Annotated in this window: 19 protein-coding genes; 11 read left to right on the top strand and 8 right to left on the bottom strand. The window is 74.0% G+C overall.

All coding sequences use genetic code 11. The annotated features are described in order from the left end of the window. Positions 1-36: 36 nt before the first annotated feature. The 3 genes from AB0J12_RS10610 to AB0J12_RS10600 form a co-directional block, all read right to left on the bottom strand. Entirely contained in the window at positions 37-1,416 is a 1,380-nt protein-coding gene (locus AB0J12_RS10610; RefSeq protein WP_363263885.1) for a serine/threonine-protein kinase, read from the bottom strand. A gap of 125 nt (positions 1,417-1,541) precedes the next feature. Then, complete coding sequence (locus AB0J12_RS10605; protein ID WP_363263884.1) at positions 1,542-2,522, bottom strand: zinc-binding dehydrogenase; 981 nt, start codon at positions 2,520-2,522, stop codon at positions 1,542-1,544. Positions 2,523-2,622: 100 nt separating this feature from the next. Then, positions 2,623-4,053, bottom strand: coding sequence for a lipase maturation factor family protein (locus tag AB0J12_RS10600; protein ID WP_363263883.1), 1,431 nt, complete (start codon positions 4,051-4,053; stop codon positions 2,623-2,625). A 154-nt stretch (positions 4,054-4,207) separates the two neighbouring features. Between AB0J12_RS10600 and AB0J12_RS10595 the strand changes: the two genes are divergently transcribed. The 5 genes from AB0J12_RS10595 (at position 4,208) to AB0J12_RS10575 (ending at position 10,239) form a co-directional block, all read left to right on the top strand. Further along, positions 4,208-6,313 carry a SpoIIE family protein phosphatase gene (locus tag AB0J12_RS10595; protein WP_363263882.1) on the top strand — a complete coding sequence of 702 codons (2,106 nt, stop codon included), beginning with the start codon at positions 4,208-4,210 and terminating at the stop codon, positions 6,311-6,313. Positions 6,314-6,391: 78 nt separating this feature from the next. Beyond that, positions 6,392-7,255 (top strand): DNA-formamidopyrimidine glycosylase family protein, encoded by an 864-nt coding sequence (locus tag AB0J12_RS10590; RefSeq protein WP_363263881.1) that lies wholly within the window; start codon positions 6,392-6,394, stop codon positions 7,253-7,255. A gap of 57 nt (positions 7,256-7,312) precedes the next feature. Then, a complete protein-coding gene (locus tag AB0J12_RS10585; RefSeq protein ID WP_363264167.1) occupies positions 7,313-8,569 on the top strand; it encodes an SLC13 family permease in 1,257 nt (418 codons plus the stop codon). A gap of 16 nt (positions 8,570-8,585) precedes the next feature. Beyond that, the gene (locus AB0J12_RS10580; protein ID WP_363263880.1) at positions 8,586-9,026 is read left to right on the top strand and encodes a universal stress protein; all 441 of its coding nucleotides are present in this window, start codon (positions 8,586-8,588) and stop codon (positions 9,024-9,026) included. Positions 9,027-9,222: 196 nt separating this feature from the next. After that, on the top strand, positions 9,223-10,239 hold the full coding sequence (locus AB0J12_RS10575; protein ID WP_363263879.1) for a ScbA/BarX family gamma-butyrolactone biosynthesis protein: 1,017 nt from the start codon (positions 9,223-9,225) through the stop codon (positions 10,237-10,239). A 464-nt stretch (positions 10,240-10,703) separates the two neighbouring features. Here AB0J12_RS10575 and AB0J12_RS10570 read toward each other — a convergent pair whose 3' ends face one another. The 4 genes from AB0J12_RS10570 to AB0J12_RS10555 form a co-directional block, all read right to left on the bottom strand. Beyond that, complete coding sequence (locus tag AB0J12_RS10570; protein ID WP_363263878.1) at positions 10,704-12,281, bottom strand: MFS transporter; 1,578 nt, start codon at positions 12,279-12,281, stop codon at positions 10,704-10,706. A 44-nt stretch (positions 12,282-12,325) separates the two neighbouring features. Further along, positions 12,326-13,015, bottom strand: coding sequence for an HAD-IA family hydrolase (locus tag AB0J12_RS10565; protein WP_363263877.1), 690 nt, complete (start codon positions 13,013-13,015; stop codon positions 12,326-12,328). A 108-nt stretch (positions 13,016-13,123) separates the two neighbouring features. Further along, entirely contained in the window at positions 13,124-13,822 is a 699-nt protein-coding gene (locus AB0J12_RS10560; RefSeq protein ID WP_363263876.1) for an HAD family phosphatase, read from the bottom strand. Between the two features lie 72 nt (positions 13,823-13,894). Further along, a complete protein-coding gene (locus AB0J12_RS10555) occupies positions 13,895-14,887 on the bottom strand; it encodes an aldo/keto reductase (RefSeq protein WP_363263875.1) in 993 nt (330 codons plus the stop codon). Between the two features lie 368 nt (positions 14,888-15,255). Between AB0J12_RS10555 and AB0J12_RS10550 the strand changes: the two genes are divergently transcribed. The 5 genes from AB0J12_RS10550 (at position 15,256) to AB0J12_RS10530 (ending at position 19,729) form a co-directional block, all read left to right on the top strand. Further along, on the top strand, positions 15,256-16,266 hold the full coding sequence (locus AB0J12_RS10550) for a beta-ketoacyl-ACP synthase III (RefSeq protein WP_363263874.1): 1,011 nt from the start codon (positions 15,256-15,258) through the stop codon (positions 16,264-16,266). Between the two features lie 223 nt (positions 16,267-16,489). Next, positions 16,490-16,768, top strand: a complete 279-nt coding sequence (locus AB0J12_RS10545; RefSeq protein ID WP_363263873.1) for an acyl carrier protein — start codon at positions 16,490-16,492, stop codon at positions 16,766-16,768. Beyond that, positions 16,768-17,997, top strand: coding sequence for a beta-ketoacyl-[acyl-carrier-protein] synthase family protein (locus AB0J12_RS10540; RefSeq protein ID WP_363263872.1), 1,230 nt, complete (start codon positions 16,768-16,770; stop codon positions 17,995-17,997). Before AB0J12_RS10545 ends, AB0J12_RS10540 begins: the two co-directional genes overlap by 1 nt. A gap of 182 nt (positions 17,998-18,179) precedes the next feature. Then, entirely contained in the window at positions 18,180-18,884 is a 705-nt protein-coding gene (fabG, locus tag AB0J12_RS10535) for a 3-oxoacyl-ACP reductase FabG (RefSeq protein WP_363263871.1), read from the top strand. Next, positions 18,881-19,729, top strand: coding sequence for a thioesterase domain-containing protein (locus AB0J12_RS10530; protein ID WP_363263870.1), 849 nt, complete (start codon positions 18,881-18,883; stop codon positions 19,727-19,729). The genes fabG and AB0J12_RS10530 overlap by 4 nt, the downstream gene beginning before the upstream one ends. 4 nt (positions 19,730-19,733) lie before the next feature. Here AB0J12_RS10530 and AB0J12_RS10525 read toward each other — a convergent pair whose 3' ends face one another. Continuing rightward, positions 19,734-20,555, bottom strand: a complete 822-nt coding sequence (locus AB0J12_RS10525; protein WP_363263869.1) for an AfsR/SARP family transcriptional regulator — start codon at positions 20,553-20,555, stop codon at positions 19,734-19,736. Between the two features lie 288 nt (positions 20,556-20,843). Between AB0J12_RS10525 and AB0J12_RS10520 the strand changes: the two genes are divergently transcribed. Next, complete coding sequence (locus tag AB0J12_RS10520; RefSeq protein WP_363263868.1) at positions 20,844-24,884, top strand: beta-ketoacyl synthase N-terminal-like domain-containing protein; 4,041 nt, start codon at positions 20,844-20,846, stop codon at positions 24,882-24,884. The last annotated feature ends 2 nt before the right edge of the window (positions 24,885-24,886 follow it).

Genomic DNA, 24,886 nt, shown 5'->3' with positions numbered 1-24,886 from the left:
CGTCCGGCACCAGGTGACCACTGGGGGCGGGGCCGGTCAGCGCTTGCCCTTCTTGTGGGCCTTGTGCTGGGACTGCTTGGCCTTCTTCGGTGTGTCACCCCGGCCGGAACGCGGCGGTGAGACCACGGGGCCGTGTCCGGTCGTACCGCTGCCCCGCTCCCGGCTCGGGCCGACGGTGACCGGCTTTCGGCTCGGGCCGGCCGGGGCGGGACGGGAACTCTCCTCCAGCGCGGCGTCACGGAGCCGCCCGGTTCCCTCGCCGGTGGGGGAGGCCGGAGCGGCGGGGGCCGCCTCGGGCCTCGCCTCGGACGTGGTCGGCGCCTCCGGGGAAGGGCGGCTGACGGCCTGTGTCGCCCTCTCGCCGCTTCCCCCGTGCGACGTGCCGTCGGAGACCGCGAGGGTGGCGGCCACGGCGGTGGCGAGCGCGACGGCTCCGCCGGCGACCAGACGCCGTCCGCGTGCGCCCCTCGGCGTGGCCGCGCCCGAGGCCGGGGGCGGACCCGGGCGCGTCGTGTCGGGGTCCCGCAGCGGTGCTTCCGCGGCCACCACGCTCGTCACGGCCGCCGTGGACGGGCCGTGTCCGGGACCGGCGGTGCCGGCCAGCGCGGTCAGCGTCCGGGCGCACTCGTGCGCCGACGGGCGGTCCCCCTCGTCCAGCGCGGTCATGTCCCCCAGCAGCGCGGCGAGTTCCTCCGGGAGGGACCCGGGCAGCGCGGGACGGCGGTGCAGGCGCGCGATCGCGGCCTCCAGGGGAGCGCCGTCGTACTCCAGCCTGGTCGTGAGGCATTCGAGGAGCACCAGTCCGAGGGCGTAGACGTCGGCGGCCGGGCCGACGGACTGTCCGAGGACCTGCTCGGGGGCCAGGTAGGCGGCCGTGCCGATGAGGGAGCCGGGGGCCGTGCGGGTGGTGGCGTCGAGCAGCCGGGAGATGCCGAAGTCGGTCAGATGGGGCCGGCCGGACGTGTCCAGGATGATGTTGGAGGGTTTGACGTCACGGTGCACGATCCCCGCCTCGTGCGCGTGGGCCAGGGCCCGGGCGAGGCCGGCGCCGAGGGTGGCCGTCGCGTCCGTGGACAGCGGGCCCGCGGCGATGCGCCGCTTCAGGGTCGGGCCGTCGATGAGCTGCATGACCAGGTAGGGCCGGCCGTCGTGCCGGCCGGCGTCGTAGACCGTGACCAGGCCGGGATGCTGCAACCGGGCCAGGATCACGGCCTCGTTGTGGAAGCGTTCCTCCATGTCCGCGTCGGCGCCGGCGCGGAAGATCTTCACGGCCACGGGACGTTCCAGACGCAGGTCGTGGCCGCGGTGGACGTCGGCGGCGCCCCCCGAGCCGATGAGTCTGTCCAGGCGGTACCGTCCGGCGAGGACGTTCGCGAAGCACCGGGACGGTGCCGGAGCCGGCTGGCGGAGCCGCATCTGATCTCCCACTGCGTCAAGGGGCGCTGCGCGCCGGGCGCTCGTTTACCGGGGGGTGCCGGACACGCGTACCCAGGTCGGCGTGGCCTATCCTCCCTCCCTCCGGCACGGGCTCTGACACCGGCTCAGGGCAGGCCGACCAGCTTGCCGACCTTGCGGCCCTCCTCCAGGTCGCGGTGCGCGGCGCGGATGTCGTCCAGCGCGTAGGCGTGCACCGGGCCCAGGGTGAGTTCTCCGGTGGCGAGCCGGTCCAGGCAGCCCTGGAGCACGTCGGCCGGCAGGTCGCCGGCGTCACCGCCGTACGCGCTGAGCCGTACCCCGCGCGGGAGGTAGGAGAGGGGGTAGAAGTCGCGCACGGTCCACTCGTTCGACAGCATCCCGGTGAAGCAGACCGTGCCGTGCACGCGGGTGGCGCGCAGGGTGTCGGGCAGCGTCGGGGTGCCGACCAGCTCCAGCGCCGCGTCCGCGCCGTCGGGCAGGATGCGGCGGACCTGCGCGGCGACGTCGCCGTCGTCGACCAGCGGATGGTCGACGCCGTGGTCGGCGAGGTGCTTCAGGCGCTCGGGCCGGCGGGTGGTGGCGAGCACGGTCGCGCCGAGGTCCTTGGCCAGCGTGGCGGTGGCCAGGCCGAGGGCGGAGGTGCCGCCCCGGATGAGCAGGGTCTGCCCGGCCGCGAGGTCGAGGCCGGTGGTGAGCGAGCCGTAGGCGGTCTGGAGGGTCTCGGGCACCGCGCCGATCGTCGCCCACGGAAGGTCCGAGGTGAAGGGGACGACCTGCGCTCGCGGTACGACGGTGTACTCGGCGTAGCCGCCGTCGAAGACCCGGCCCATGCCGCCCATCAGCGCGGCGACCTGCTGCCCGGGGCGCAGCACGCCGTCGGGGTCGGCGTCCACGGTGCCGCTGGCCTCGATGCCCGGGACCCGGGGGAAGGTCACGCCGTCGGCGAGCCCGAGCCGGGTGTGCAGCTCGGAGCGGTTCAGCCCGAAGGCCCCGACCTTGACGCGTATCCATCCGGGCGGCGGTTCGGGCAGCGGCAGGCGGCGCACGTGCAGGTTCGTCACCGGTCCGGGGGCGTCGAGGACGACGGCGCGCATGGTGGCGTCCATGGGGTCTCCGTAAGCGGTCGTACGGCGCGGTGGCCGTATCTCGAAACGAGGTATCACCCCATGCCAAGGCTCTCTCGAAACGAGGTATTCCCGGAGCGGTTCAGGTCCGCTGGGCCACCCCGGCCAGCCGGGTCGGCGGCAGGTACTCGCGCACGTAGGTCCGCTTCCAGCAGGCGCCGGTCTCGCGCAGCTCCCGCCAGGTCGTGTACCGGTAACGGAAGAGGCGGGCGCGGATGTGGCGCGGGGGAGTGTCCGGCGGGAAGGGGGAGCGGCGCAGCAGGCGCAGGGTGTCGCGGTCGTTCTCCAGCAACCGCTCCACCAGACCCTCGAACCACGCGCCCGCGTAGCCGGGGGACAGCGCCGCGAACCACATCAGCCAGTCCAGGCGCAGATGGTACGGCGCGAACTGGCGCGGCCAGTGCCCGGGATGCCCCGGCTTGCCCTTGAACTCGTACTCCCGCCAGTCGGAGTCCTCGCGCGGCACGTCGTCCAGGGTGCCCTCGACCACCACCTCGTAGCGGATACGGCTGACGCTGCCGAACGCGCCGTAGGTGTTGACCAGGTGCAACGGGTCGAAGGAGCGGTTCATCACCTGGCGGCGGGAGATCATGTTGAGCACCGGGTGATAGCTGAGGAACACCAGCAGCGCCGCCACCGCCAGCACCACCACCTCGTACCACAGGGGTGCGCCGGAAGGCGCCGACGCGGGGGCGCCGCCGTCCGGGAACCGCAGCGCCGGCACCGCCAGCACGATCGTGATCCAGTTCAGCCAGGCGAAGTTGCCCGACAGCACGAGCCACAGCTGGGTGAGGATCATCAGCGAGGCGGCCGCCGTCGCGACCGGCTGCGGGGTGAACAGCAGGAACGGCACGATCAGCTGGGTGACGTGGTTGGCGGCCACCTCCACCCGGTGCAGGGGCCGGGGGAGGTGGTGGAAGAACCAGCTCAGCGGGCCCGGCATCGGCTGCGTCTCGTGGTGGTGGTCCAGGCAGGTCAGCTTCCGCCAGCACTCGTCCCCGCGCATCTTGATCAGACCCGCGCCGAACTCCACCCGGAACAGGATCCAGCGCAGCAGGAACAGCACCACGACGGGCGGCGCCACCTCGTCGTTGCCGAGGAACGCGGCGAGGAACCCCGTCTCCAGCAGCAGCGACTCCCAGCCGAAGGAGTACCAGGTCTGGCCGACGTTCACGATCGACAGGTACAGCGCCCACGGCACCAGCCACAGCGCGATCGCCGCGCCCAGCGGCACATATCCGTCCACCCCCGCCAGCAGCGCCGCCGACACCGCGCAGCCCGCCCACGCGCACGCGGCGAAGAAACGGTCCGAGTAGTGCAGCTGGAACAGGCTCGGCGCCCGCCGCATCGGCACCCGGGCGGTGAACCGCGGGATCGGCAGCATGCCGCGCTCACCCAGCAGGGCCCGGAACTGCAGGGCCGCCGTGAGGAACGCGACCAGGTAGACACCGGCCAGGGCCCGCTGGAAGACCAGCCGGCTCAGCCAGTAGTCGGATGCGGTGAACCAGTCCACGCCTCGGCGCTCCTCTCCTGCCATTCTTCCGCGCTCGATCGTCACGCTCCGTGTGCCACGGCTCCGCCCGGGTAACCCGTACGAGGGCGAGCCGCCCCCGGCAACACCCCGCCCCCCGGTCGAATAATCAGGCAAAGCCTGGCAAGGTGGGCGCATGGTTGATCGGGGTGCGAGCGCCCTGTCACTCCCGGACGACCGGCCCGCCCACCCGGATCCGATCCTGGCGCTCAACCGCATGGGCACCTTCGACTGGGACCTGGACACCGGCCGGATGAGCATGGACGCCCAGGCCCACGAGGCGTTCGACGTGCGCCCGGACGAGTACGACGGCCGGCCCGAGACCCTCGCCGCCCGGGTGCCGCCCGGCGAGGCCCGCCGACTGGACGCGCTGGTCGCCCAGGCCATCAAGGACGGCAGCGAGAACTACGGCGCCTACTTCCGTCTGCGCTGCCGCACCGGTGAACTGCGCTGGACCCACACCCAGGGCTACATCCGGCGCGACCACAGCGGCCGGCCGCGCCGTATCGTCGGCATCGTCCGCGACGCCACCAGAGAACTCGACGAGCTGGCCGCCCACCGCCAGCAGGCCTCCCTGGACGAGGCCCGCCGCGAGCAGACCAACGTCGTCCAGCTCACCACCGCCGCCCTCGCCCACGCCCGCACCGTCCAGGACGTCATCGACGTCCTCAAGGACACCCACGGGCTGGTCCACCTCGGCGCCGCCAGCCTCGTCATGGGCCTGGTCGAGGCCGGCCGCATCCGGCTGATCGCCGAGGGGCCCCTCGGCAGCTTCGTCCCCGGCACCCGCGTCACGCGCATCGACGAGCCGTACCCGATGAGCGAGGTCGTGCGCACCCTCAGCCCGCGCTTCATCGAGTCGCCCGAGGAGTTCGCCGCCGACTACCCGATCCTGTGGCCGCACATCACCGACCTGAACATCACCTCGGCCGCCTATCTGCCGCTCATCGTCCAGGCCAGCCCGATCGGCGCGATGGGCCTGCTCTACAACGACCGGCACGGCTTCACCCCCGAGGAGCGCAACATCCTTGTCGCGCTCGGCAGCAGCATCGCGCAGAGCCTGCAGCGCGCCATGTTCTACGAGGAGGAGAAGGACATCGCGCAGGGCCTGCAGCAGGCCATGCTGCCGCGCACCATCCCCAGCGTGCCCGGCGCCGACGTCGCCGTCCGCTACCGCGCGGGCAGCGCCGGCGGGGCGCTCGGCCGGGACATCGGGGGCGACTGGTACGACCTGATCCCGCTGCCTGGGGGTACCCCCTCCGGGGGAGGCCGGGTCGGCGCCGTCATCGGTGACGTCCAGGGCCACGACACACACGCCGCCGCCGTCATGGGCCAGCTGCGCATCGTGCTGCGCGCCTACGCCGCCGAGGGCCACACCCCGGCCACGGTGATGGCCCGTGCCTCCGTCTTCCTGCACGAACTCGACACCGACCGCTTCGCCACCTGCCTGTACGCCGAGGCCGACCTCGGCACCGGCGTCGTCCAGGTGGTCCGGGCCGGCCACATCGACCTGCTGGTACGCGCCGCCGACGGCACGTGCCGCCGTATCGCCGTGCCCGGCGGGCTGCCGCTCGGGCTGTCCGCGGAGTTCGGCAGCCTGGAGTACCCGGTCTCCACCGTCGAACTCGACCCCGGCGACACCCTGCTGCTCACCACCGACGGCCTGGTCGAACAGCCCGGCGCCGACCTCGACGACGGCATGCGGGCCCTCGCCGCGTTCGTCGCCGCCGGCCCCGACGACGTGCGCGCGCTCGCCGACCGGCTGATCGAGGTCGCCGAGGAACGCGCCGGCGACGACGACGTCGCCCTGCTCCTGCTGCGGCGCCGCCCCCTGGACACCCCGCGCACCGGCGGCCGCCTCCAGCAGCACGTCGCCCCCGGCGACGCCGAGGCGCTCACCCAGGCCCGGCACATGATCCGCGCCGCCGTGCGCACCTGGGGCGCCCGCGAGCGCGCCGACGAGATCGAACTGGTCGCCGACGAGCTGATCACCAACGCCCTCATGCACACCGAGGGAGCCGCAATCGTCACCCTGCGGGTGCTCAACGGCGCCGACCGCCGGCTCCGGGTCGACGTCGAGGACTCCTCCAGCGCCCTGCCGCGCCGCCGCGAGGCCGGCGTGCAGGGCGTCTCGGGACGCGGTCTGCTCCTGGTCGACCTGCTGACCGACGTGTGGGGCGTGGAGGCGCGCGGCGGCGGCAAGTGCGTGTGGTGCGAGTTCGTGGTGCCCGCGACGGCGTGAGCGGCGCCGGGCCGACCCGCCCGCCGCCCACGCACCGCGATGCGCGGGTACCGCGGGGACGGGTGGCACTCTGGACGTATGCCGGAACTGCCCGAGGTGGAAGCGCTCAAGGACTTCCTGTCCGAGCACCTGGTCGGCCACGAGATCGTCCGCGTGCTGCCCGTCGCGATCAGCGTCCTGAAGACCTACGACCCACCCCTGAGCGCCCTGGAGGGACGCGAGGTCACCGCCGTGCGGCGGTACGGCAAGTTCCTCGACCTCGCCACCGAGGGCGGCCCGCACCTGGTCACCCATCTGGCCCGGGCGGGCTGGCTGCACTGGAAGGACCGCCTGCCCGACGGCCCGCCCCGCCCCGGCAAGGGCCCCCTCGCCCTGCGCGTGGCGCTGGAGACCGGCGCCGGCTTCGACCTCACCGAGGCCGGCACACAAAAACGCCTCGCGGTGTACGTCGTCGACGACCCGCAGCAGGTCGAGGGCGTCGCCCGCCTCGGCCCCGACCCGCTCGCCGACGACTTCGACGAGGCCCGCTTCACCGCCCTGCTCGCCGGCGAGCGCCGCCAGATCAAGGGCGCCCTGCGCGACCAGAGCCTGATCGCCGGGGTCGGCAACGCCTACAGCGACGAGATCCTGCACGCGGCGAAGATGTCCCCCTTCAAACTGGCCGCCTCCCTCACCCCCGAGGACACCACCCGCCTCTTCCGGGCACTGCGGGACACGCTCACCGAGGCCGTCGAGCGCTCCCGGGGCGTGGCCGCGGGCCGGCTGAAGGCGGAGAAGAAGAGCGGCCTGCGCGTCCACGGCCGCACCGGCGAGCCCTGCCCGGTGTGCGGAGACACCATCCGCGAGGTCTCCTTCAGCGACTCCGCCCTGCAGTACTGCCCGACCTGCCAGACCGGCGGCAAGCCGCTCGCCGACCGCCGGCTGTCCCGGCTGCTGAAGTGAGCTGCACGGACCTGTGATGAACTCTCGGGTGAACCGGCCGCCCGAGAGGATCCACCGCTGAACACCATGCTCGCCGAGTCGCTCTCCGCCGTCCTGCTCGTCCTCGTCCTCGGCTGCGCGGTCGTCCGTCCCTGGGGGTGGCCGGAGGCCGTCGTCGCCGTACCGGCCGCCGCGCTCGTCGTCGGCACCGGCGCGATCTCCCTCGACCACGCCCGCGAGGAGGCGGCCCGCCTCGGCCCGGTGATCGGGTTCCTCGCCGCCGTCCTCGTCCTGGCCAAGCTCTGCGACGACGAGGGGCTGTTCCAGGCGTGCGGGGCGTGGATGGCGCGGGCGGCGGCGGGCAGCCCGGCCCGGCTGCTGCTGTACGTCTTCGTCACCGCGTCGGCGATCACCGCCGTCCTCAGCCTGGACGCTACGGTGGTGCTGCTGACACCGGTGGTGTTCGCGACGGCCGCCCGCCTCGGCGCGCGGCCCAAGCCGCACGTCTACGCCTGCACCCATCTGTCGAACACCGCCTCGCTGCTGCTGCCGGTGTCCAACCTGACGAATCTGCTGGCCTTCTCGGTCAGCGGACTGAGCTTCGCCCGGTTCGCCGGGCTGATGGCGCTGCCGTGGCTCGCCGCGATCGCCGTCGAGTTCGCGGTGTTCCGGCGGTTCTTCGCCACCGACCTCGGCGTGGGCGCCGAGACGCCCGACGCCGGAGAGCCGCCCGAGGTGCCGGTGTTCGCGCTGGTGACGGTCGCGGGCACGCTGGCCGGTTTCCTGCTCGCCTCCGCGGTCGGTCTCGACCCCGCCTGGGCGGCGTGCGCGGGCGCGCTGGTGCTGGCGGTACGGGCCCTGGCCCGCCGGCGGACCCGCCCGTCGCAGATCGTCCGGGCCGCCTCCGTGCCGTTCCTGGCGTTCGTCCTGTCGCTGGGAATCGTGGTCCGGGCAGTCGTCGACAACGGCCTCGCGGACGCCCTCGGCCAGCTGGTCCCGGACGGCACCGGGCTGCTCGCGCTGCTGGCGCTGGCCGCGCTGGCCGCCGTCCTGGCCAACCTGATCAACAATCTGCCGGCGGTGCTCGTGCTGCTGCCACTGGCCGCGCCGTCCGGCGCCGGGGCGGTCCTCGCGGTGCTGCTCGGCGTCAACCTCGGGCCCAACCTCACCTACGCCGGCTCGCTGGCCACGCTGCTGTGGCGGCGGATCGTGCACCAGCACGACCACGAGGTCGAGCTGAAGGAGTTCACCACGCTCGGCCTCATCGCCGTGCCCCTGTCCCTGGGCGTGGCCGTGGTGGCACTGTGGGGTTCCCTGCACGTGATCGGAACCTGATCGGGAGGCCGAGCGCATGGCCGTCGTCGTCTGGGTCGCCGAGGGCACCTGGCGTGCGTGCGTGGACGCCGCGCGCACGTACGCCCGGGACGCCGCCGAGGTCGTACTGCTCCACGTCAGCGGCCATGACGTGGCCGACGCCGCGCACGGCGCGTTCGCCGGCCTGCTGGGCCGCGCCGACCCGGGGCACGACCCCGGCACCCGGCTGGAGCGGCTGGCCGCGGAATCCGGGGAGCGCCTCCTGGCCGCCGCCGCGGACCGGCTGGGCCGCCCCTGCACCCGGACGGAACGCACCGGCCGGCCCGAGCAGGAGGTGGTCGCCGCGGCGCGCGACGCGGACCTGCTGATCCTCGGCCGTGACGGCGACCGCGGCCGCCCGGGCCCGAAGACACTGTCCCCGCCGACACGGTTCGTCGTGGACCACGCGCCGTGTCCGGTGCTGCTCGTGTGGCCATAGGGGACCGGGGCCCTCGCGGGGTCCCGGCCGACCGGTCGGGTGCCCAGGCCATGACGCGTACGAGCCCGCCGGTCGGGCTCGTGCGCCATGACGCCGTTGTGAGCCGGGTGTTAGCCGCGGCTGGGAGTGTGGCGGGCCGGGGCAGACCCGCATCAGCCCAGTGAGACCCAGCCAGTTCCAGCGAAAGGGGAGCCGGATGACCGTGGTGACCGAGCCGGCCGGACCAGGTGCCGCACAGGCGGCGCGCACCGCCCTCGCATTCGAGCAGACCGTGCCGCGCGGCCTCGTCCATCGGCACGCCCTGTCCGAGGTGTTCCTCACGGACAGCGCACGCGTGGACGACGAGCACTTCGTCGCGGCCGCCCAGCTGCCGCCCTCCCACGCGTACTACACCGACCACACGACGCCCCAGCCCGTCGACCCGCTGCTGCTGCTCGAGTGCTGCCGGCAGGCGGAGACCCACGCGGTGCACACCCACTTCGGTGCACCGCCCGACACGAAGTTCGTGCTGCGGGAGTGGTCGATGACGCTGTCGGACGCTGCCGCGGACCTGCCGGCACACGGCCCGGTCCCGGTGACCGTCGAGGCCGCGACACACGACGCGCAGTGGGTCGCCGGGACCCTGCGCGCCCTCGCGTACCGCATGCGGGTGTCGGCGTCGGGGCGCCCGGTGGGCGAGGTGACCATGCGGGTGAAGTATGTGACCGACACCGTCTACGCGAAGCTGCGCGGCCGTGCCGCCGGGACGACGCCGACGTCGGAGTCGTACCGCCTGGCACAGGCCGAGGGGCTGGTGGAGCCGGGGCTCGTGGGGCGCGGGCGTGCGGAGAACGTGGTGCTGCTCGACCCGGTGCGCTCCGGGGACGCGGTGGCGGCCCGGCTGCGTGTGGCCGGCGGTCATCCGAGCCTGTTCGACCATCCGCAGGACCACGTGCCGGGCATGGTGCTGATGGAGGCGGGCCGGCAGGCGGCCCTGCTGTCGGCCGGGACGTTCACCGGTGCGGGCGCCGAGCGGTGGACCGTGTCGGGGCTGCGCGCGTCGTTCGGCGCCTACGCCGAACTCGACGAGCCGCTGACCGTGCGGGCACACTGGCCACAGCGGCCGGAGGCAGCCGGAGGCTGGGACGTCCGGGTGGACTTCGAGCAGGCCGGCCGGACCGTGGCGGACGCCGCCCTCACGCTGGAGCGGGCCGGGGCCGACGGCGAGCGGTGACGGCGGGCGCGCGCGTCGGCCCGGTGACGGTGGTCGCCGTCACCGGGCCGACACGTGTGCAGGGTGCTGGACGCGCGCCCCGGGCCGTCCGGGAGCCGTTACCCGCAGATTGCCTGCCGTGGCGCCGGTTGCGGGGTGCCCGGCCCGCGCTCATGCCCGTCGCCGTGAGCGGGATCGTGAGGAGCAGCAGTGCCACCAGCGGCCAGGTCCAGCCGCCCGTGGCGTCGTGCAGTCCCCGTCTGCGTCCGGGCCCCTACCCGCCCCTCCCTTGCTCCGGGACGCCCTCCGCGCACCGGCCCCGCCGAGGCGCTCCGCGTCCCGGCCGGCCCCGGCCGCTGCCGCCCGCACCCTGCGAAAGGGCCGCGATGACCACCGCTGCCTGGCGCCAGGATGAACAGGCTGGTCAGACGTCCCGGCCGGAGGCCACCAGGTGGTTCCCCCTCGAGGCCGGCGACCCGGAACGGTCAGGCGTCCTTGCCGGTGGCCGCCGGGTCCAGGTCCCGGTCGCGGACCAGGGTGAAGATGGCTACCGCGCCGGCGAAGGCGACGCAGGCGAGGACGACGTACACGACGCTCCAGCCGTGTTCCAGACCCTGCACGGCTCGGTGCACCAGGTCCTCACCCCCGCTGCGGCGCACCGAGGACAGCCGGCCCTGCACCACGTCGTCGGCCAGTGTGCCGCTGTCCGCGCCGCCGGTGGCGGGCAGCCGCTGCCGGGTCGCGGTGAGCAGCAGGCCGCCGACGCAGGCCACGCCGATCGTCTCGCCCGCGACACGCAGGGTGTTGAACATGCCCGAGGCCATGCCGGCGCGCTCCGGCGCCACCACGCTGACCGCCGCGTTGTCCATGACGCCGAAGGCGAGGCCGATACCGATGCCCGCGAGCAGCAGCGCGGCGTACAGACCGGTGCGCGAGGAGACCGGGTCGGTGAAGGTCATCAGCAGCAGCGCCACGGCGAGGACGGCGGGGCCGACGGCCAGCAGCGTGCGCACCGACAACCGCTTCACCAGCGCCCCGGAGAACAGCGGCAGCACGAACACCGGTAGGGTGAGCGGCAGCAGCATCGCGCCGGACATCGTGGACCCGGCGCCACCCGCGCCCTGGAAGTACGGCGGCAGGTAGACCAGCAGCGCGGCGAAGGCGAAGACGATGCTGACCGGCTGCCAGATGATGGCGACGAACGTGGGGCGGCGCAGCAGACTCAGATCGAACATGGGCTCGCTGCTGCGCAGTTCGACGGCGACGAACGCGGCGAGGAAGAGGGCGGCACCCGCGAAGGAGCCGAGCGTCTGCGGCCCGGTCCAGCCGCGCGAGGGTCCCTCGACGAAGCCGAGGGCGAGCAGCAGCAGGGCGAGCGTGAAGGTGACCACACCCGGCATGTCGATGCGCCGGGCCGAGGGGTTGCGGGACTCGGGCAGGGGCCGGGCGAGGACGAGGACCACCGCGCCGAGGACCACGTTGACGAGGAAGACGGCGTGCCAGGAGGCCGCACCGACGAGCAGCCCGGACACGAACGGGCCCATCGCCAGGCCGAACCCGATCGAGGCGCCGAAGATGCCGAAGGCCCTGGCCCGCGCGGCCCCCTCGAAGGTGTGCGCGAGCAGCGTCGAGCCGCTGGTGAGAACGGCCGCGGCGCCCATGCCCTGGACGAACCGGGCACCGTCCACGAGCACGATGGTGGGCGCGGTTCCGGCCACCAGGGAGGCCAGCGCGAAGACGGTGGTTCCGGTCAGGAACACACGGCGCCGCCCGTACAGGTCGGCGGCCGACCCGGCGGCCAGCATGAACGCGGTGAAGGCGACGTTGTAGGCGTTGAGGACCCACTGGGTGGAGGCGGCCGAGGCGTGCAGCGCGCCGGACATGTCGGCGAGCGCCACTCCGGGTCCGGTCACGGAGATGGGCAGCATGACGGCCGCCAGGGCGATGGCCACGAGGACCCGGGTGGGGCCGATCCGGGGACGTTCGCCGCCGGCGGCGGTGACCGGCTCGGCTCGGGTGGCGGGCCGTACGGCGGGCTCTGCTTCGGCAGGGGTGTGGGACATCGGGAGGCTTCCTGTGTCGGGTGCCTGGAGGCGGGAGGGGGCGGTCAGGCCGGCAAGGCCGCCGGGAGGGGCCGCAGAACGTCGCCGAGCTGGGCGAAGGAGGTGACCTGGGCGTCGATGGAGGAGCCGAACGGCGCCACGTCGGCGTCGGTGAAGACCTCTCCGCGCATCAGTACGGTGCGCAGTCCGGCGATCTTGGCGGCGCGCAGGGCCAGCGGGGAGTCGTCCACGAGCAGCCAGCGCTCCGGATGCGTCTCGCGCTCGGCGGCCAGCAGCGCGGTGTAGGTGTCGGGGTCGGCCTTGGAGGCGTGGTCGAGGGCGACGAAGTCCCGCGGCTCGAAGAGCCCGTCGAGCAGGGCGCGGCGCGCGGTCGCGTGGTCCATGGTGGAGAAGACCCGCAGCCGCACACCGTGTGCGCGCTGTTCGGCGCAGAACTCCTCGACCCCGTCGCCGAGGGCCAGCCGGGCGCCGCCGACGGCGGTCAGCGAGCGCAGCGCCGCGATCTCGGCCGAAAGGTGCTGTTCGATGCCGAGTCCGGCGAACAGCACCCGCAGGCTGTCGCGCTGCGGAAAGGTGCTGATGGCCTTGAACTGGGCGGCGGTGGCGTCGTACGGGAGGTCGGTGTGGCGGTTGATGCCTTCGTGCAGGGCCCGCAGCAGCAGGCTGGAGGCGTTGAGGCTCAGCACTCCGTCGAAGTCCAGCAGCACGGTGTGCGCACGGGAGTCGCGGTCCATGGCATGGCTCCTTGCGGGGGAGAGGGGGGTACCGGCCCGACGCGGGGGAGGGCCGGGCCGGTACGTCGGGGGGCGCGGGCTCAGCCGCGCCGGGCGGTGCGCGTGGGCTCAGTCGCGCCAGACGGTGTGCGCGGCGGCCTCCGCGTCGAGGGTGCGCAGCAGGTCCTCGTCGATGGCCTGCAGCGAGTCGACGATGTGACGGGTGCCGGCGTCGCGCATCAACTGCGGCTGGAAGCTGTGCTCGAAGGAGCTGGGGTGCCCGATGAAGGGGATGTCGAGCGCCCGGGCGACCTCGGCGACCCGGGCCACGTCGTCGATGAAGAGCACCTGGTCGTACTCCAGGCCGAAGACCTCGGTGGTGATCTCCCGCAGCCCGGGGCGGAAGTCGTTGGTGCAGACGTAGCGGGGCTCGTCGAAGAGATCGGCGTGCTCGCCCAGGTAGCGGTCGAAGTGGGAGGCGTCCAGCCCGCCGTAGCTCACGGTCTTCAGGCCCAGGGCGCGCAGCCTGCGCAGCAGGTCGACGGCGCCGTCGAGGAGCTGGACGGGGTGGTCCCGGACGTACTCCTCGCGTTCCTTGAAGTAGACGTCGATGGCCTCCTGCGCGGTCCACGGCATCCGGGCGGCGTTGGCCATGCCCTGGCCGCCCACCAGCTGGGGCTGGGAGAAGATGCTGCGCTCGACCTCGGCGGTGTACTCGCCGCCGCGGTTGACGATGAAGTTGTAGATGACCGGGCTGAACGTGTCGTTGAGCAGGACGCCGTCGATGTTCACGGCGGCCAGCTTGAGGTGCTGGAGCTTGTCTGCCACGGGAGGGTTTCCGTTTCTCGGGTGGTGTCGCAAGGGGCGTTCAGGGATCGTGCGTCCGGCCGGCGGACGCGGTCAGAGGCCGACGGTGGCCATGCCCGCGGGGTCGTAGCGCTCGCCGGACACGGCCTCCGGCGGTACGGCGGCCTCGACCGCGGCCAGCTGCTCGTCGGTGAGTCCGACCTCCGCGGCGGCGAGGTTCTCCCGCAGATACGTCTCACGGCGGGTGCCGGGGATGGGCACGATGTCCTCGCCGCGGGACAGCAGCCAGGCCAGCGCGAGCTGGACGGGCGTGCAGCCGGCGTCGCCGGCGATCTCGCGCAGCCGCTCCACCATGCGGGTGTTGCGCTCCAGGTGTTCCTGCTGGAACCGCGGGTGGGAGTGCCGGAAGTCGGAGGGGTCCAGGTCTTCGGAGCGGGTGATGGCGCCCGTCAGGAAGCCCCGGCCGATCGGCGAGTAGGCCACGAGGCCGACCCCGAGTTCCCGCGCGGTGGGCAGGACCTCGTGCTCGACTTCGCGGGTCCACAGCGAGTACTCGGTCTGCAGGGCCGCGATCGGGTGGACGGCGTGCGCCCTGCGCAGCGTCTCCGCGCTGACCTCGGACAGCCCCAGGTGACGGACCTTGCCGGCCGCCACCAGCTCCGCCATGGCGCCCACGGTCTCCTCGATCGGGATGTCGGGGCTGCGGCGGTGGAGGTAGTACAGGTCGACGTGGTCGACACCGAGCCGCTTCAGTGACGCGTCGATGGCCTGCCGGCAGTACACGGGGCTGGAGTCGACCTGGCGGCCCTGGCGCGGGTCGCGGTCGTCGCGCCGGATGCCGAACTTGGTGGCGAGGACCACCTGCTCCCGGCGGCCGGCCACGGCCTGCCCCACGAGTCGCTCGTTGTGACCCTTGCCGTACATGTCGGCGGTGTCGAGGAAGGTGACCCCGAGGTCCAGCGCCGCCTGAAGCGTCCGCAGGCTCTGCGCCTCGTCGGTGGGTCCGTAGAACTCCGACATGCCCATGCAGCCCAGCCCGATGGCCGAGACCGACGGACCGTCCGTACCAATCCTGCGTTCCCGCACTGGTTTGTCTCCTCGTACACGTTGGTGAACCGGGTGGCCGCGGCGTTGCCGTACGCACGGCGCGCCCCCGTCGGAGCCCGTCGTCGGCGGTGTGCCGCCGGGCGCCTCGACCATGCTCGCAACCGCTGCTCCCGCACGGCTCACTTGGCGCTCACGCCCTGACGTGAGCGGCGCATGGGCCCGTGGTGAGCGGGAGCGGAGCTGCCGTTGCCACAGTGAACTCACCGACCGGACCCGGGACTTCCGGGGCACGCCGGCCGACGGCAAGGCAGCGAGAAGGAGTGCGCAGTGATGGCGATGACAGGCGACGGCCCGAGGACGGCCGGCGGCACCCGGCTCCGGCCGGGTCGCGGTGACGGAGGGGCCGGATGAGCGGGACCGGCCGCGCGGCGGTGGTGGCCGGGCTGGGGGCCTGGGTGCCGCCGGCCGCGGTCACCAACGACGCGCTCGCCCGGCAGCTGGACACCTCCGACGAGTGGATCCGCAGCCGTACCGGGATCGCCTCCCGGCATGTGGTGGACCCCGGTACGGCCACCGGTGATCTCGCGGTCGAGGCCGGCCGGCGGGCACTGAAGTCCGCCGGGACGGACGTCGCCGACGCTGTGGTGCTCGCCACCAGCACCCCGGACCGGCCCTGCCCGGCCACCGCCCCCGAGGTGGCGAGCAGGCTGGGGCTGACCGGCGTGTGCGCCTTCGACGTCGCCGCGGTGTGCACCGGCTTCGTGTACGCCCTCGGCGTGTCCGCCGGCCTGGTGGCGTCCGGGGCCGCCCGGACCGTGCTGGTCATCGGCGCGGACACGTTCTCCACCATCCTCGACCCGGCCGACCGCACCACCCGGGCCATTTTCGGCGACGGGGCCGGCGCCGTGGTGCTGCGAGCGGGGGATCCGGACGAGCCGGGCGCCCTGCTGGGACTGCACCTGGGCAGCGACGGCAGCCGCAGCGACCTCATCCAGGTCGCCGCGGGCGGCTCCTGGCAGCGGTCCACCGGCCTGCCCGCCGAGGAGGCGGCCACCTACTTCACGATGGAGGGCCGTCCCGTCTTCGCCGAGGCCGTACGGCACATGGCGGCGTCCGTGGAGGCGACGGCCGCCGTGCTGGGCGGGACGCCCGCCGACGTCGACCGGATCGTCCTGCACCAGGCCAACGCCCGGATCCTCGCGGCGGTCGCGGAGCGCGTCGGGGTACCGCTCGAGCGCTTCCCGTCCAACATCGAACGGGTCGGCAACACGGTCGCCGCGTCCGTCCCGCTCGTCCTCGCCGACGCCGTCGCCGACGGCACCCTGCGCCCCGGCCACCGGGTCGTGCTGGGCGGCTTCGGCGGCGGGCTGACCTGGGGTTCGGTGGGCCTGGTGTGGCCGGAGGTGGTCCCGGCCTGACGCCCCGGGGGACGTCCCGCACGACGTCCCCGGCCGACCCCCGCATCTCCGGTCGACTCCCGCATGTCCAGTCGACTCCCGCATGCCCGGTCGACCCGCGCATGTCCGGTCGATCCCCATGCCCGGTCGACCCCCATGCCCGGACGGCGATCCGGGTGCACCCCACGACACGGCGGCCCGCCGGCTTCCGGCCGGGGCGCCCTCCCACCCTCAGGAGCACACCATGCAGGACATCCAGGAGCACACCACCATGCAGCCCACCATGCAGCCCACCGTGCAGCGCATCTCGGCACTCCTGTCGGGCCACTTCAAGGTCAGGCCCGAGGCGATCACGCCCGGCGTGACCCTGGGCGAGCTGTCCTTCGACTCGCTGGTCCTGATCGAGCTCGGACTCGTCCTGGACAAGGAGTTCGGCGTCCGGATCGAGGACGGCGAGCTCACCGAGGAGCACACGCTCGACGACGTCGTCGACCTCCTCGTAGCCAAGGGAGCCTCGCTCTGATGGCGGGCGGCACCGACGCCATAGCCGTCACCGGCCTGGGCCTGGTGACCCCGGCAGGGATCGGCGTCGAGGAGAACTGGGAGCGGCTCCTCACCGGCCGCTCCTGCGCCATCCGGGACGACTCCCTCGGCGACCTGTCGGCCGACTTCTCCTGCCGGGTGCCCGGCTTCGACGCGCAGGAGCTGCTGGGCGGTTTCGCCTCCTGGCAGTTGGAGCGGTTCGTGCAGCTCGCGCTCGTCGCCTCCCGCATGGCCGTACGGGACGCCGGGCTGGACCCCGAGCGCTGGGACGGCACCCGTGTCGGCGTGGTGCTCGGCAACTCGCTGGGCGGTGCGGCGACGCTGGAGGAGCAGTACCGCGCACTCTCCGAGGACGGCCCGGCCCGGGTCTCTCCGTTGCTGGTGACCCGGTACATGCCGAACATGCTCGCCGGGTACGTGGCGATCGACTGCGGCGCCCGCGGCCCCAGCCTGGTCACCGCCACCGCCTGCGCGTCGGGCGCCACGGCCGTCGGCACGGCCCGGGACCTGCTGCGCGCGGGCGCCTGCGACATCGTGCTGGCCGGTGCCAGTGAGTCGGCCCTCACCCCGACGGTGATGGCCGGACTGTGCCGGATGGGCGCCCTGTCCAAGTCCCGGCAGGCACCTGAGCACGCGGGCAAGCCGTTCGACGCGGAGCGCGACGGCTTCGTGGCCGCCGAGGCGGCGGGTGTCCTGGTGCTGGAGCGGGCCGCCGACGCGCGGGCCCGCGGCGCCCGGATCCGCTCGCTGGTCAGCGGCTACGCGGCCTCCTCCGACGCGCACCACGCGACGGCCCCCCGGCCCGACGGCGAGGGCATCGAACGAGCGTTGCGGGCGGCGCTCGCGGACGCCGGAGTCGCCCCGTCCGAAGTGCGGCACGTCAACGCGCACGGCACCGCCACGCCGATGAACGACCTCGTCGAGGGCACCATGCTCGGGCGGGTCGTGGGCAGCGGGGCGGCGGTGACCTCCACGAAGGGTGTCACCGGTCATGCCCTGGCCGCGGCCGGCGCGATCGAGGCCGCGTACACGGTGCTGGCCGTGCAGCACGGGCAGATCCCGCCCACGGCCAACCTGAAGAACCCCGACCCGGCCCTCGATCTGGACCTGGTCGGCGGCGAACCCCGCACGGCCCGGGTGGACGTGGCGGTGAGCACGTCGCTCGGTTTCGGCGGCCACAACGCCGCGCTCGTCTTCACCGCGGCCTGACCCCTGCCGGGCGGCCGCCCCCCCACGCACGGGGGCGGGGCGGCCGCCCGGGCCGTCGAGACGCCCGCATCCCCGCGCGGCGTCCCCTCTTCGTGTGCGACATCCGAGACGTCGCTCTTCCAGAACCCAGAGCCCAGACCCCAGAACAGAACTCAGAACCCAGAACCCCGAGGGAGACAACCATGAACCGCTCGGTCTTCGTCACCGGCGGCAACCGCGGCATCGGCCACGCCGTCGCCCGGGCCTTCGCCGACGACGGCGACAGGGTCGCCGTCAGCCACCGTACGGGCAGTCCGCCGGACGGCGTGCTCGGCGTCAAGGCCGACGTCACCGAACCGGGTGCGCTGGAACGCGCCCTGCGGGAGGCGGAGGCCGAGCACGGCCCCGTGGAGGTACTGGTCGCCAACGCCGGCATCACCCGGGACACGCCGATGCTGCGGATGACGGACGAGGACTTCGACGACGTGCTGCGCACCAACCTCACCGGGGCGTTCGCCGCGGTCCGGGCCGCGGTGCGCAGCATGCTGCCCGCCCGGCGCGGACGGATCGTCCTCGTCTCCTCGGTGCTGGGTTTCCTCGGCTCGCCCGGCCAGACCAACTACGCCGCATCCAAGGCGGCCCTGCCGGGCCTCGCCCGCTCCCTGGCCTGGGAGCTCGGGGACCGCGGGATCACGGTGAACGTGGTCGCGCCGGGCATCATCACCACGGACATGACCGCGACGCTGTCCGAACGGCGCATGAGCGACGTCATGCGCATGACCCCGCTCGGCCGGCCCGGCACGGTGGACGACGTGGTCGCCGCGATCCGCTTCCTCGCCGGTGAGGAGGCCGGTTACATCACCGGCGCGGTCCTCCCCGTCAGCGGCGGCCTGGGCATGGGTCTGTGACCCGTACGCCGCCCACGCCCCCGTACCCGGGCATCGCCACGGCCGCCGGAGCCGGCGACGGAGACGGAAGGGCACCCGGCACCCCGGCGGACGACCCGCTGCGCTGGACGGAAGTCCTGCGTCCCGTGGCGGGGCCCGGGCCACGCGTCGTCGTCTTTCCGCACGCGGGAGGAGGCGCCCGCCGCTACCGGGAGGTGCTGGCGCCGCTCCCGGCGCAGGCCGAGATCGTCGGCGTCACCCTCCCCGGGCGTGAGCGGCGGGCCGGCCTGGCGCCCCGCACCACGCTCGCGCACGCCGTCGCCGGCATCGCGGCGGAGCTGCGGACGCCCGCCGCTGGGCCCACGCTCTTCTACGGCCACAGTCTGGGCGGGCTGCTGGCCGTGCTCATCGCGGGTGAGGTGCGCTGCGACGGGCTGGTGGTCTCCTGCTCGCTGCCGGGTCGCCGCGCCTTTCCGCGGCCCGCTCTCCTCGGCACCCCCGCGGGCCTGGCGGGCGTCCTGGCACTGCACGGGCTGGCCGCCGACGCCCTGGACGACGCCTCCCTCTCCCCGGCGCGCCGGGCGCTCGCCCATGACCTGGCGCTGACCCAGGAGGCCCTGCTCGCGGTGGACGCGGTGTGTGCCGGCGTACCGCTGACCGCGCTGGCGGGCGAGGGGGACCCGCTCGTCCCGCTCGCCGCACTGCCGCTGTGGGCGGGCCTGACCAGCGGTCCGTTCCGGTCGCGGACGGCCGAGGGCGGCCACTTCTTCCCCTTCACGGCCTCCGGTCAGGCGGTCGTGCTGGAGGAACTCACCGTGTCCCTCCAGCGGTCCGGTCATCGCGCGGACTGCTCCCTCACGCTCTGATCCCTCAGACTCTGACCGGCTCCGGTACGAGGCCCGGCCACCCCGGCAGGGCGGCGGCCGGAGCCTCGTCGCTGGCCAGGATCCGTTCCTGCAGGCCGCGCAGCCGGTGCGAAGGCTCCAGGCCCACGCCGTCGGCGAGCGCGGTGCGCGCCTGCTGGTAGGCGGTGAGCGCGTCGTTGCGACGGCCCGAGAGGTACAGGGCGAGCATCAGGTACTCGTGGAGCACCTCGTCGTACGGGTCGAGGGAGACCAGCGCGTGGAGTTCGCCGACGACCTCCGCGTACCGGTGCAGCCGCAGATCCAGGGCGAGGCGCTGGGCCAGCACCGCCTTGCGGTCCTCCTCCAGGCGGCGGACGTGGGCCCGCAGCACCGGGCCCGCCGGTACGTCGGCGAGCGGGGCGTCGCGCCACAGGTTCAGCGCGGCGTTCAGCAGGGCGGAGGCTTCGGCCAGGTCCCCGCGTGCCTCGGCGGCGCCGGCCTGGGCCACGAGCCGCTGATGGCGGACCACGTCGAACTGGTCTCCCGGCACCTCCAGGCGGTAGCCGGTGGGCTCAGTGATCAGCGTCTGCCGGGCGGCGCGGCCCGGGTCGCCCTGTTCGGCGCAGCCGATGCCCTTGCGGATCCACATCACGCAGTTCTGGATCCCGGTGGAGGCGCTTCTCGGCGCGTCCAGGTCCCACAGCTCCCGCTCGATCGTGGCACGCTGCACGACCCGCCCCCGGTTGAGGACGAGCATCGCCATCAGCTTCCTCGCCTTCACCGCCGTCGGGACCACCGAGGTGCCGTTCACGGTCACCCGGAGCGGTCCGAGCACTCTGGCGATCATGGGTCATTCCTCCTTCGCCGGTGACCGGACGTCACACCTGACCATGTGTACCAGTTTATTGATGTACTCGAGGTCACCTTTGACCCCACAGTAGCGTGGATCTGGGTGCATGGCACACTGATGCACCGTCAAGAAGTCTTCTCTACGGCTGTTTTATCCCCTCTCCATCCCTGGATCACACGGCCGTAGCCTGCCCGTCGCGTCGTCGTCACCTCCGCCGGTCGAGGTCATTGTTAGCCTGGGGTCTATCTTTGGACGCCAGACCTAAGGCAATACGAGGGGGGTCGCGTGAGCGGCGCAGCACAGGTAGCGGTCATCGGAATGGGATGCCGATTCCCGGGAGCGAACGGTGTGGAGGAGTTCTGGCGGCTCCTGGTGGACAACACCGACGCCGTCACGCCGGTACCCGAGGACAGGTTCGACATCCGGCCCCACTACGCGCCCCACCCGGGGACGCCGGGACGCACGGTCTCCCGGCACGGCGGGTTCCTCGACGACCTGTACGGCTTCGACGCCGCCTTCTTCGGCATCGCCCCCCGCGAGGCGCTCGCCATGGACCCGCAGCAGCGACTCCTGCTGCACGTCGTGTGGGAGGCGCTGGAGGAGGCCGGGATCCGCCCGTCGTCCCTGGCCGGCAGCGCCACCGGAGTGTTCGTGGGGCAGGCGACCGCGGACTACGGCGAACAGGCCGGCGACCTGCCCCTGGACGTGCACGGCATGGCGGGTGCCCGGCTGCGCGCGGTCACCGCGGGACGGGTGTCGTTCGCCCTCGACCTGCGCGGGCCCAGCCTCGTGGTCGACACCGCCTGTTCGTCGTCCCTGGTGGCGGTGCACCTGGCCCGGCAGAGCCTGCTGTGCGGCGAGAGCGACCTGGCCGTCGCCGCGGGGGTGAACGCGATCCTGTCCGCCGACGACGCCGTCACCTACTCGCAGGGAGGCATGCTCGCCCCCGACGGCCTCTGCAAGTTCGCCGACGCCTCAGGTGACGGATTCGTCCGCAGCGAGGGCGTCGGTGCCGTCCTGCTCAAGCGGCTCGACGACGCCCTGCGCGACGGCGACCCAGTGCTGGCCGTGCTGCGCGGCAGCGCGGTGACCAACGACGGCGCGGGCAGCGGACTGCTGCTCCAGCCCGCCGTACCGGGCCAGGCCCACATGGTGCGCGCGGCCTGCCGCAGTGCGGGCATCACTCCCGGACGGCTCGACTACGTGGAGGCCCACGGCACCGGCACCAGGGTCGGCGACGAGGTCGAGCTGCGCACCCTGGCGGACGTACTGCGCGAGGACCCGACGGCCGACCGCCCGCTGCGCGTCGGCTCGGTGAAGACCAACATCGGCCACGCCGAGGCCGCCGCCGGAATCGCCGGCCTGATCAAGACCGTACTGATCGCCCGCCACGGCCTGATCCCCGCCTCCCTTCACCAGCGTTCGCCCCACCCGGTCCTCGCCGAGCCGGACGTGCCGCTGGAGGCCGTCGGCCGCAACACCCCGCTGGAGCCGGCCGGCCCGGACGCCCTGCTCGGCGTGTCCTCCTTCGGGCTGTCGGGCACCAACGCCCAGGTGATCGTGGGGAGTCACCCGCGACCAGCCGGTGAGGCGGCGTCCTGGGCGGACCGCCCGGCGGGCGAAGCGGACGGCGACGCACCGCAGTTGCTGGTCCTCAGCGCCCGCACTCCCGCCTCCCTGCACCGCCTGGCGGAGCGCTACGCCACCCACCTGGAACCGGGCGGGCAGGGGCGCGCCCACCGCCTGTCCGCGCTCTGCCGTGCCGCCGCCACCCGCCGCGACACGCACCCCCACCGTCTGTGGGCGATCGCCACCACCCACGACGAGATGGCCGCCACCTTGCGTGCACTCGCGCGCGGCGAGGAGAGCGCGGACGGCGGTCTCGGCGCGGCCCCCTTCCACCAGGACCGCCGGATCGCCTTCGTCTTCCCGGGCCAGGGCGCGCAGTGGAAGGGCATGGGGCGCCGGCTGCTCGAGCAGGACGCGGACTTCCGCCACGCCCTGACCGAGTGCGACGCCGCCGTCCGCGCGGAACTGGGCTGGTCGGTGATCGGGACCCTGACCGGCGACGGCGACGACACCGCGGACGAGGCCGAGTCCTGGGACGACGTGGCCGTGGTGCAGCCGCTGCTGTGGGCGGTACAGGTCTCCCTCGCCGCGGCGCTGCGCGCCAAGGGCGCCGAGCCCGGCCTGTGCATCGGGCACAGCATGGGTGAGGTGGCCGCTGCCCGGACGACGGGCGCGCTCTCGGTGCGCGACGCGGCGGCGGTGATCTGCCGGCGCAGCCGCCTGATGTCCCGGTCGGCCGGACGCGGGGCGATGCTCGTCGTGGAACTCGACGCGGAAGCGGCCGCCGCCGCCGCGGCATCCCACGGCGGCGCCGTCTGTGTGGCCGCACGCAACGCGCCCCGCTCCACCGTCCTCGCCGGCGACGCCGAGGCGCTGCGGAGCATCGCCGCCCGGCTGGAGGGTGACGGTGTCTTCTGCCGCCCGGTGAAGGTCAACGTGGCGTCCCACTCCCCGTTGATGGACGAGCTGCGGGAGGACCTGCTCACGGCCCTCGCCGACCTCGGCCCGCAGGCCGGCGAGACGCAGTTGCTGTCCACCGTCCGCTGCGCACCCGTCGACGGCGCCCGCCTCGACGCCGCCTACTGGGCGGACAACCTCCGCGAACCGGTGCGTTTCGTGGACGCCGTCCGCGAGGCCGCCGAGGCGGACGAGACCGTCTTCGTCGAGATCAGCCCCCACCCCCTGCTGACCCAGGCCGTCACCGCCACGCTGGAGGAACAGGGCGAGACACCGTCCGTCGTGGCGACGCTCAAACGACGGCAGACCGAGCCGGAGAACCTGCTGCGCGCACTGGGCCGGATCTTCGCCTGCGGGGGCCGCGTCGACTGGGACCGCTGCTACGGGACCGGTGACCGGCGTCCGGAACCCTGGGTGCCGCTTCCTGTGTACGCCTGGGACGTGGAGCAGTTCCGCCGCGAACCGGCCACCGCACCGGCCGCCCGCCACAGCCGTGAGTTCGCCCTGCTCGGCCTGGGGCTGCCGGCCATGGGAGGCGGCGTGCGCAGCCGGGGCACGGCCGCGGTGCCCGCCGTGCTGTACCTGGAGGCGGTGCGCCTGGCCGCCCGGGACGCCACCGGGGGCCGGAGCGGGGTGCTGAGCGACATCGAGTTCGGCGGTCGGCCCCTGGACCTGGAGCGGGAGGGGAACGCCGCCGTTCGGGTCGACCTCACGGCCCTGCCCGGGCAGGACGCGTTCGCCTTCACCGTCACCGCCGCGCACACGGAGGGCGGGCACCGGGACGGTGACGTCCTGCTGAGCGGACGGCTCAGCACGGCGAGCGACACGGCGCCGGACGGCGAAGACGAGCGGTGGCAGGGCCGTGAACTCCTCGACGACGCGCTGACCCGGTGCGGGGAGTACGTGCCCGCAGGCGAGTTCTACCGCCGTACCCGGGCACGCGGCCTGGCGGTCGACGACGCGCTGCGTACGGCGGCCCAGGTGTGGCTCGACGAGGGCGAGTGCGTCGCGCGGATGCACGGCAGGTCCGGTCCCACCCCCGGCACCGCCACCGCCGCGGCCCTGGAGGCGGCGCTGGTCACGATGGCGGCGACCTGGCCCGCGGCGGCGTCCGCGGCCCCGTCCGGCGCCTTCGGGCCGGTGTCCTTCGGCCGGGTCCACATCGCCGACCCCGGTGCCCTGGCCGCGGACCACTGGGCACTGGCCCGCTGCGTACCCGGCCCCCGGGCCGGCGAGGCCCACTGCGACGTACGGCTGCTCGCCCCGGACGGGCATCCGATGGCCGAGTTCCTCGGTATACGGCTCCGCCCGCTCCCGTCCCAGGACGAAGGCGCGGCGACGGTGCCGGCGCAGGCCGCCGACGTCGTCTCCGGCGCGCCCGCGCACTCCGCCGCGTCCCGGACGGCAGCCACCGGCAGCGTACGGCCGCACCGGGGCGTACGACCGCACGAGCCGGTGCGTCCGCCCCGAGCCCGGCACGCCCACACCGGCCTCGCGGCAGTGGCACCCCCGCAGGCGCCGGAGGGGCCGGTCCAGCACACGGACGTGCTGCGGCACGCGGCGACCGTCCTGGGCATCTCGGCCTCGCGGCTGGACCCGCGCCGCCCGCTGCGCAGCTTCGGGCTGGACTCCCTGCTGGCCACGGAGCTGAGGGTGCGGCTGAACCGGTCCCTCGGCGTGGACGTCACCGCCCGGCGCCTGCTCGGATCCGAGCCGGTCGGGGAGATCGCCGCCTCCCTTGCCGCGCCCGGGACCACCGCCTTCGGCACCGCCGCGCTCGACGGTGTGGCGGGCCGGTGAGC

This window comes from Streptomyces sp. NPDC049915, from assembly GCF_040656475.1.
Taxonomy (GTDB): Bacteria; Actinomycetota; Actinomycetes; order Streptomycetales; family Streptomycetaceae; genus Streptomyces.
Note: the sequence above shows the minus strand (reverse complement) of the source record. Positions and strands in the feature narration are given on the sequence as shown.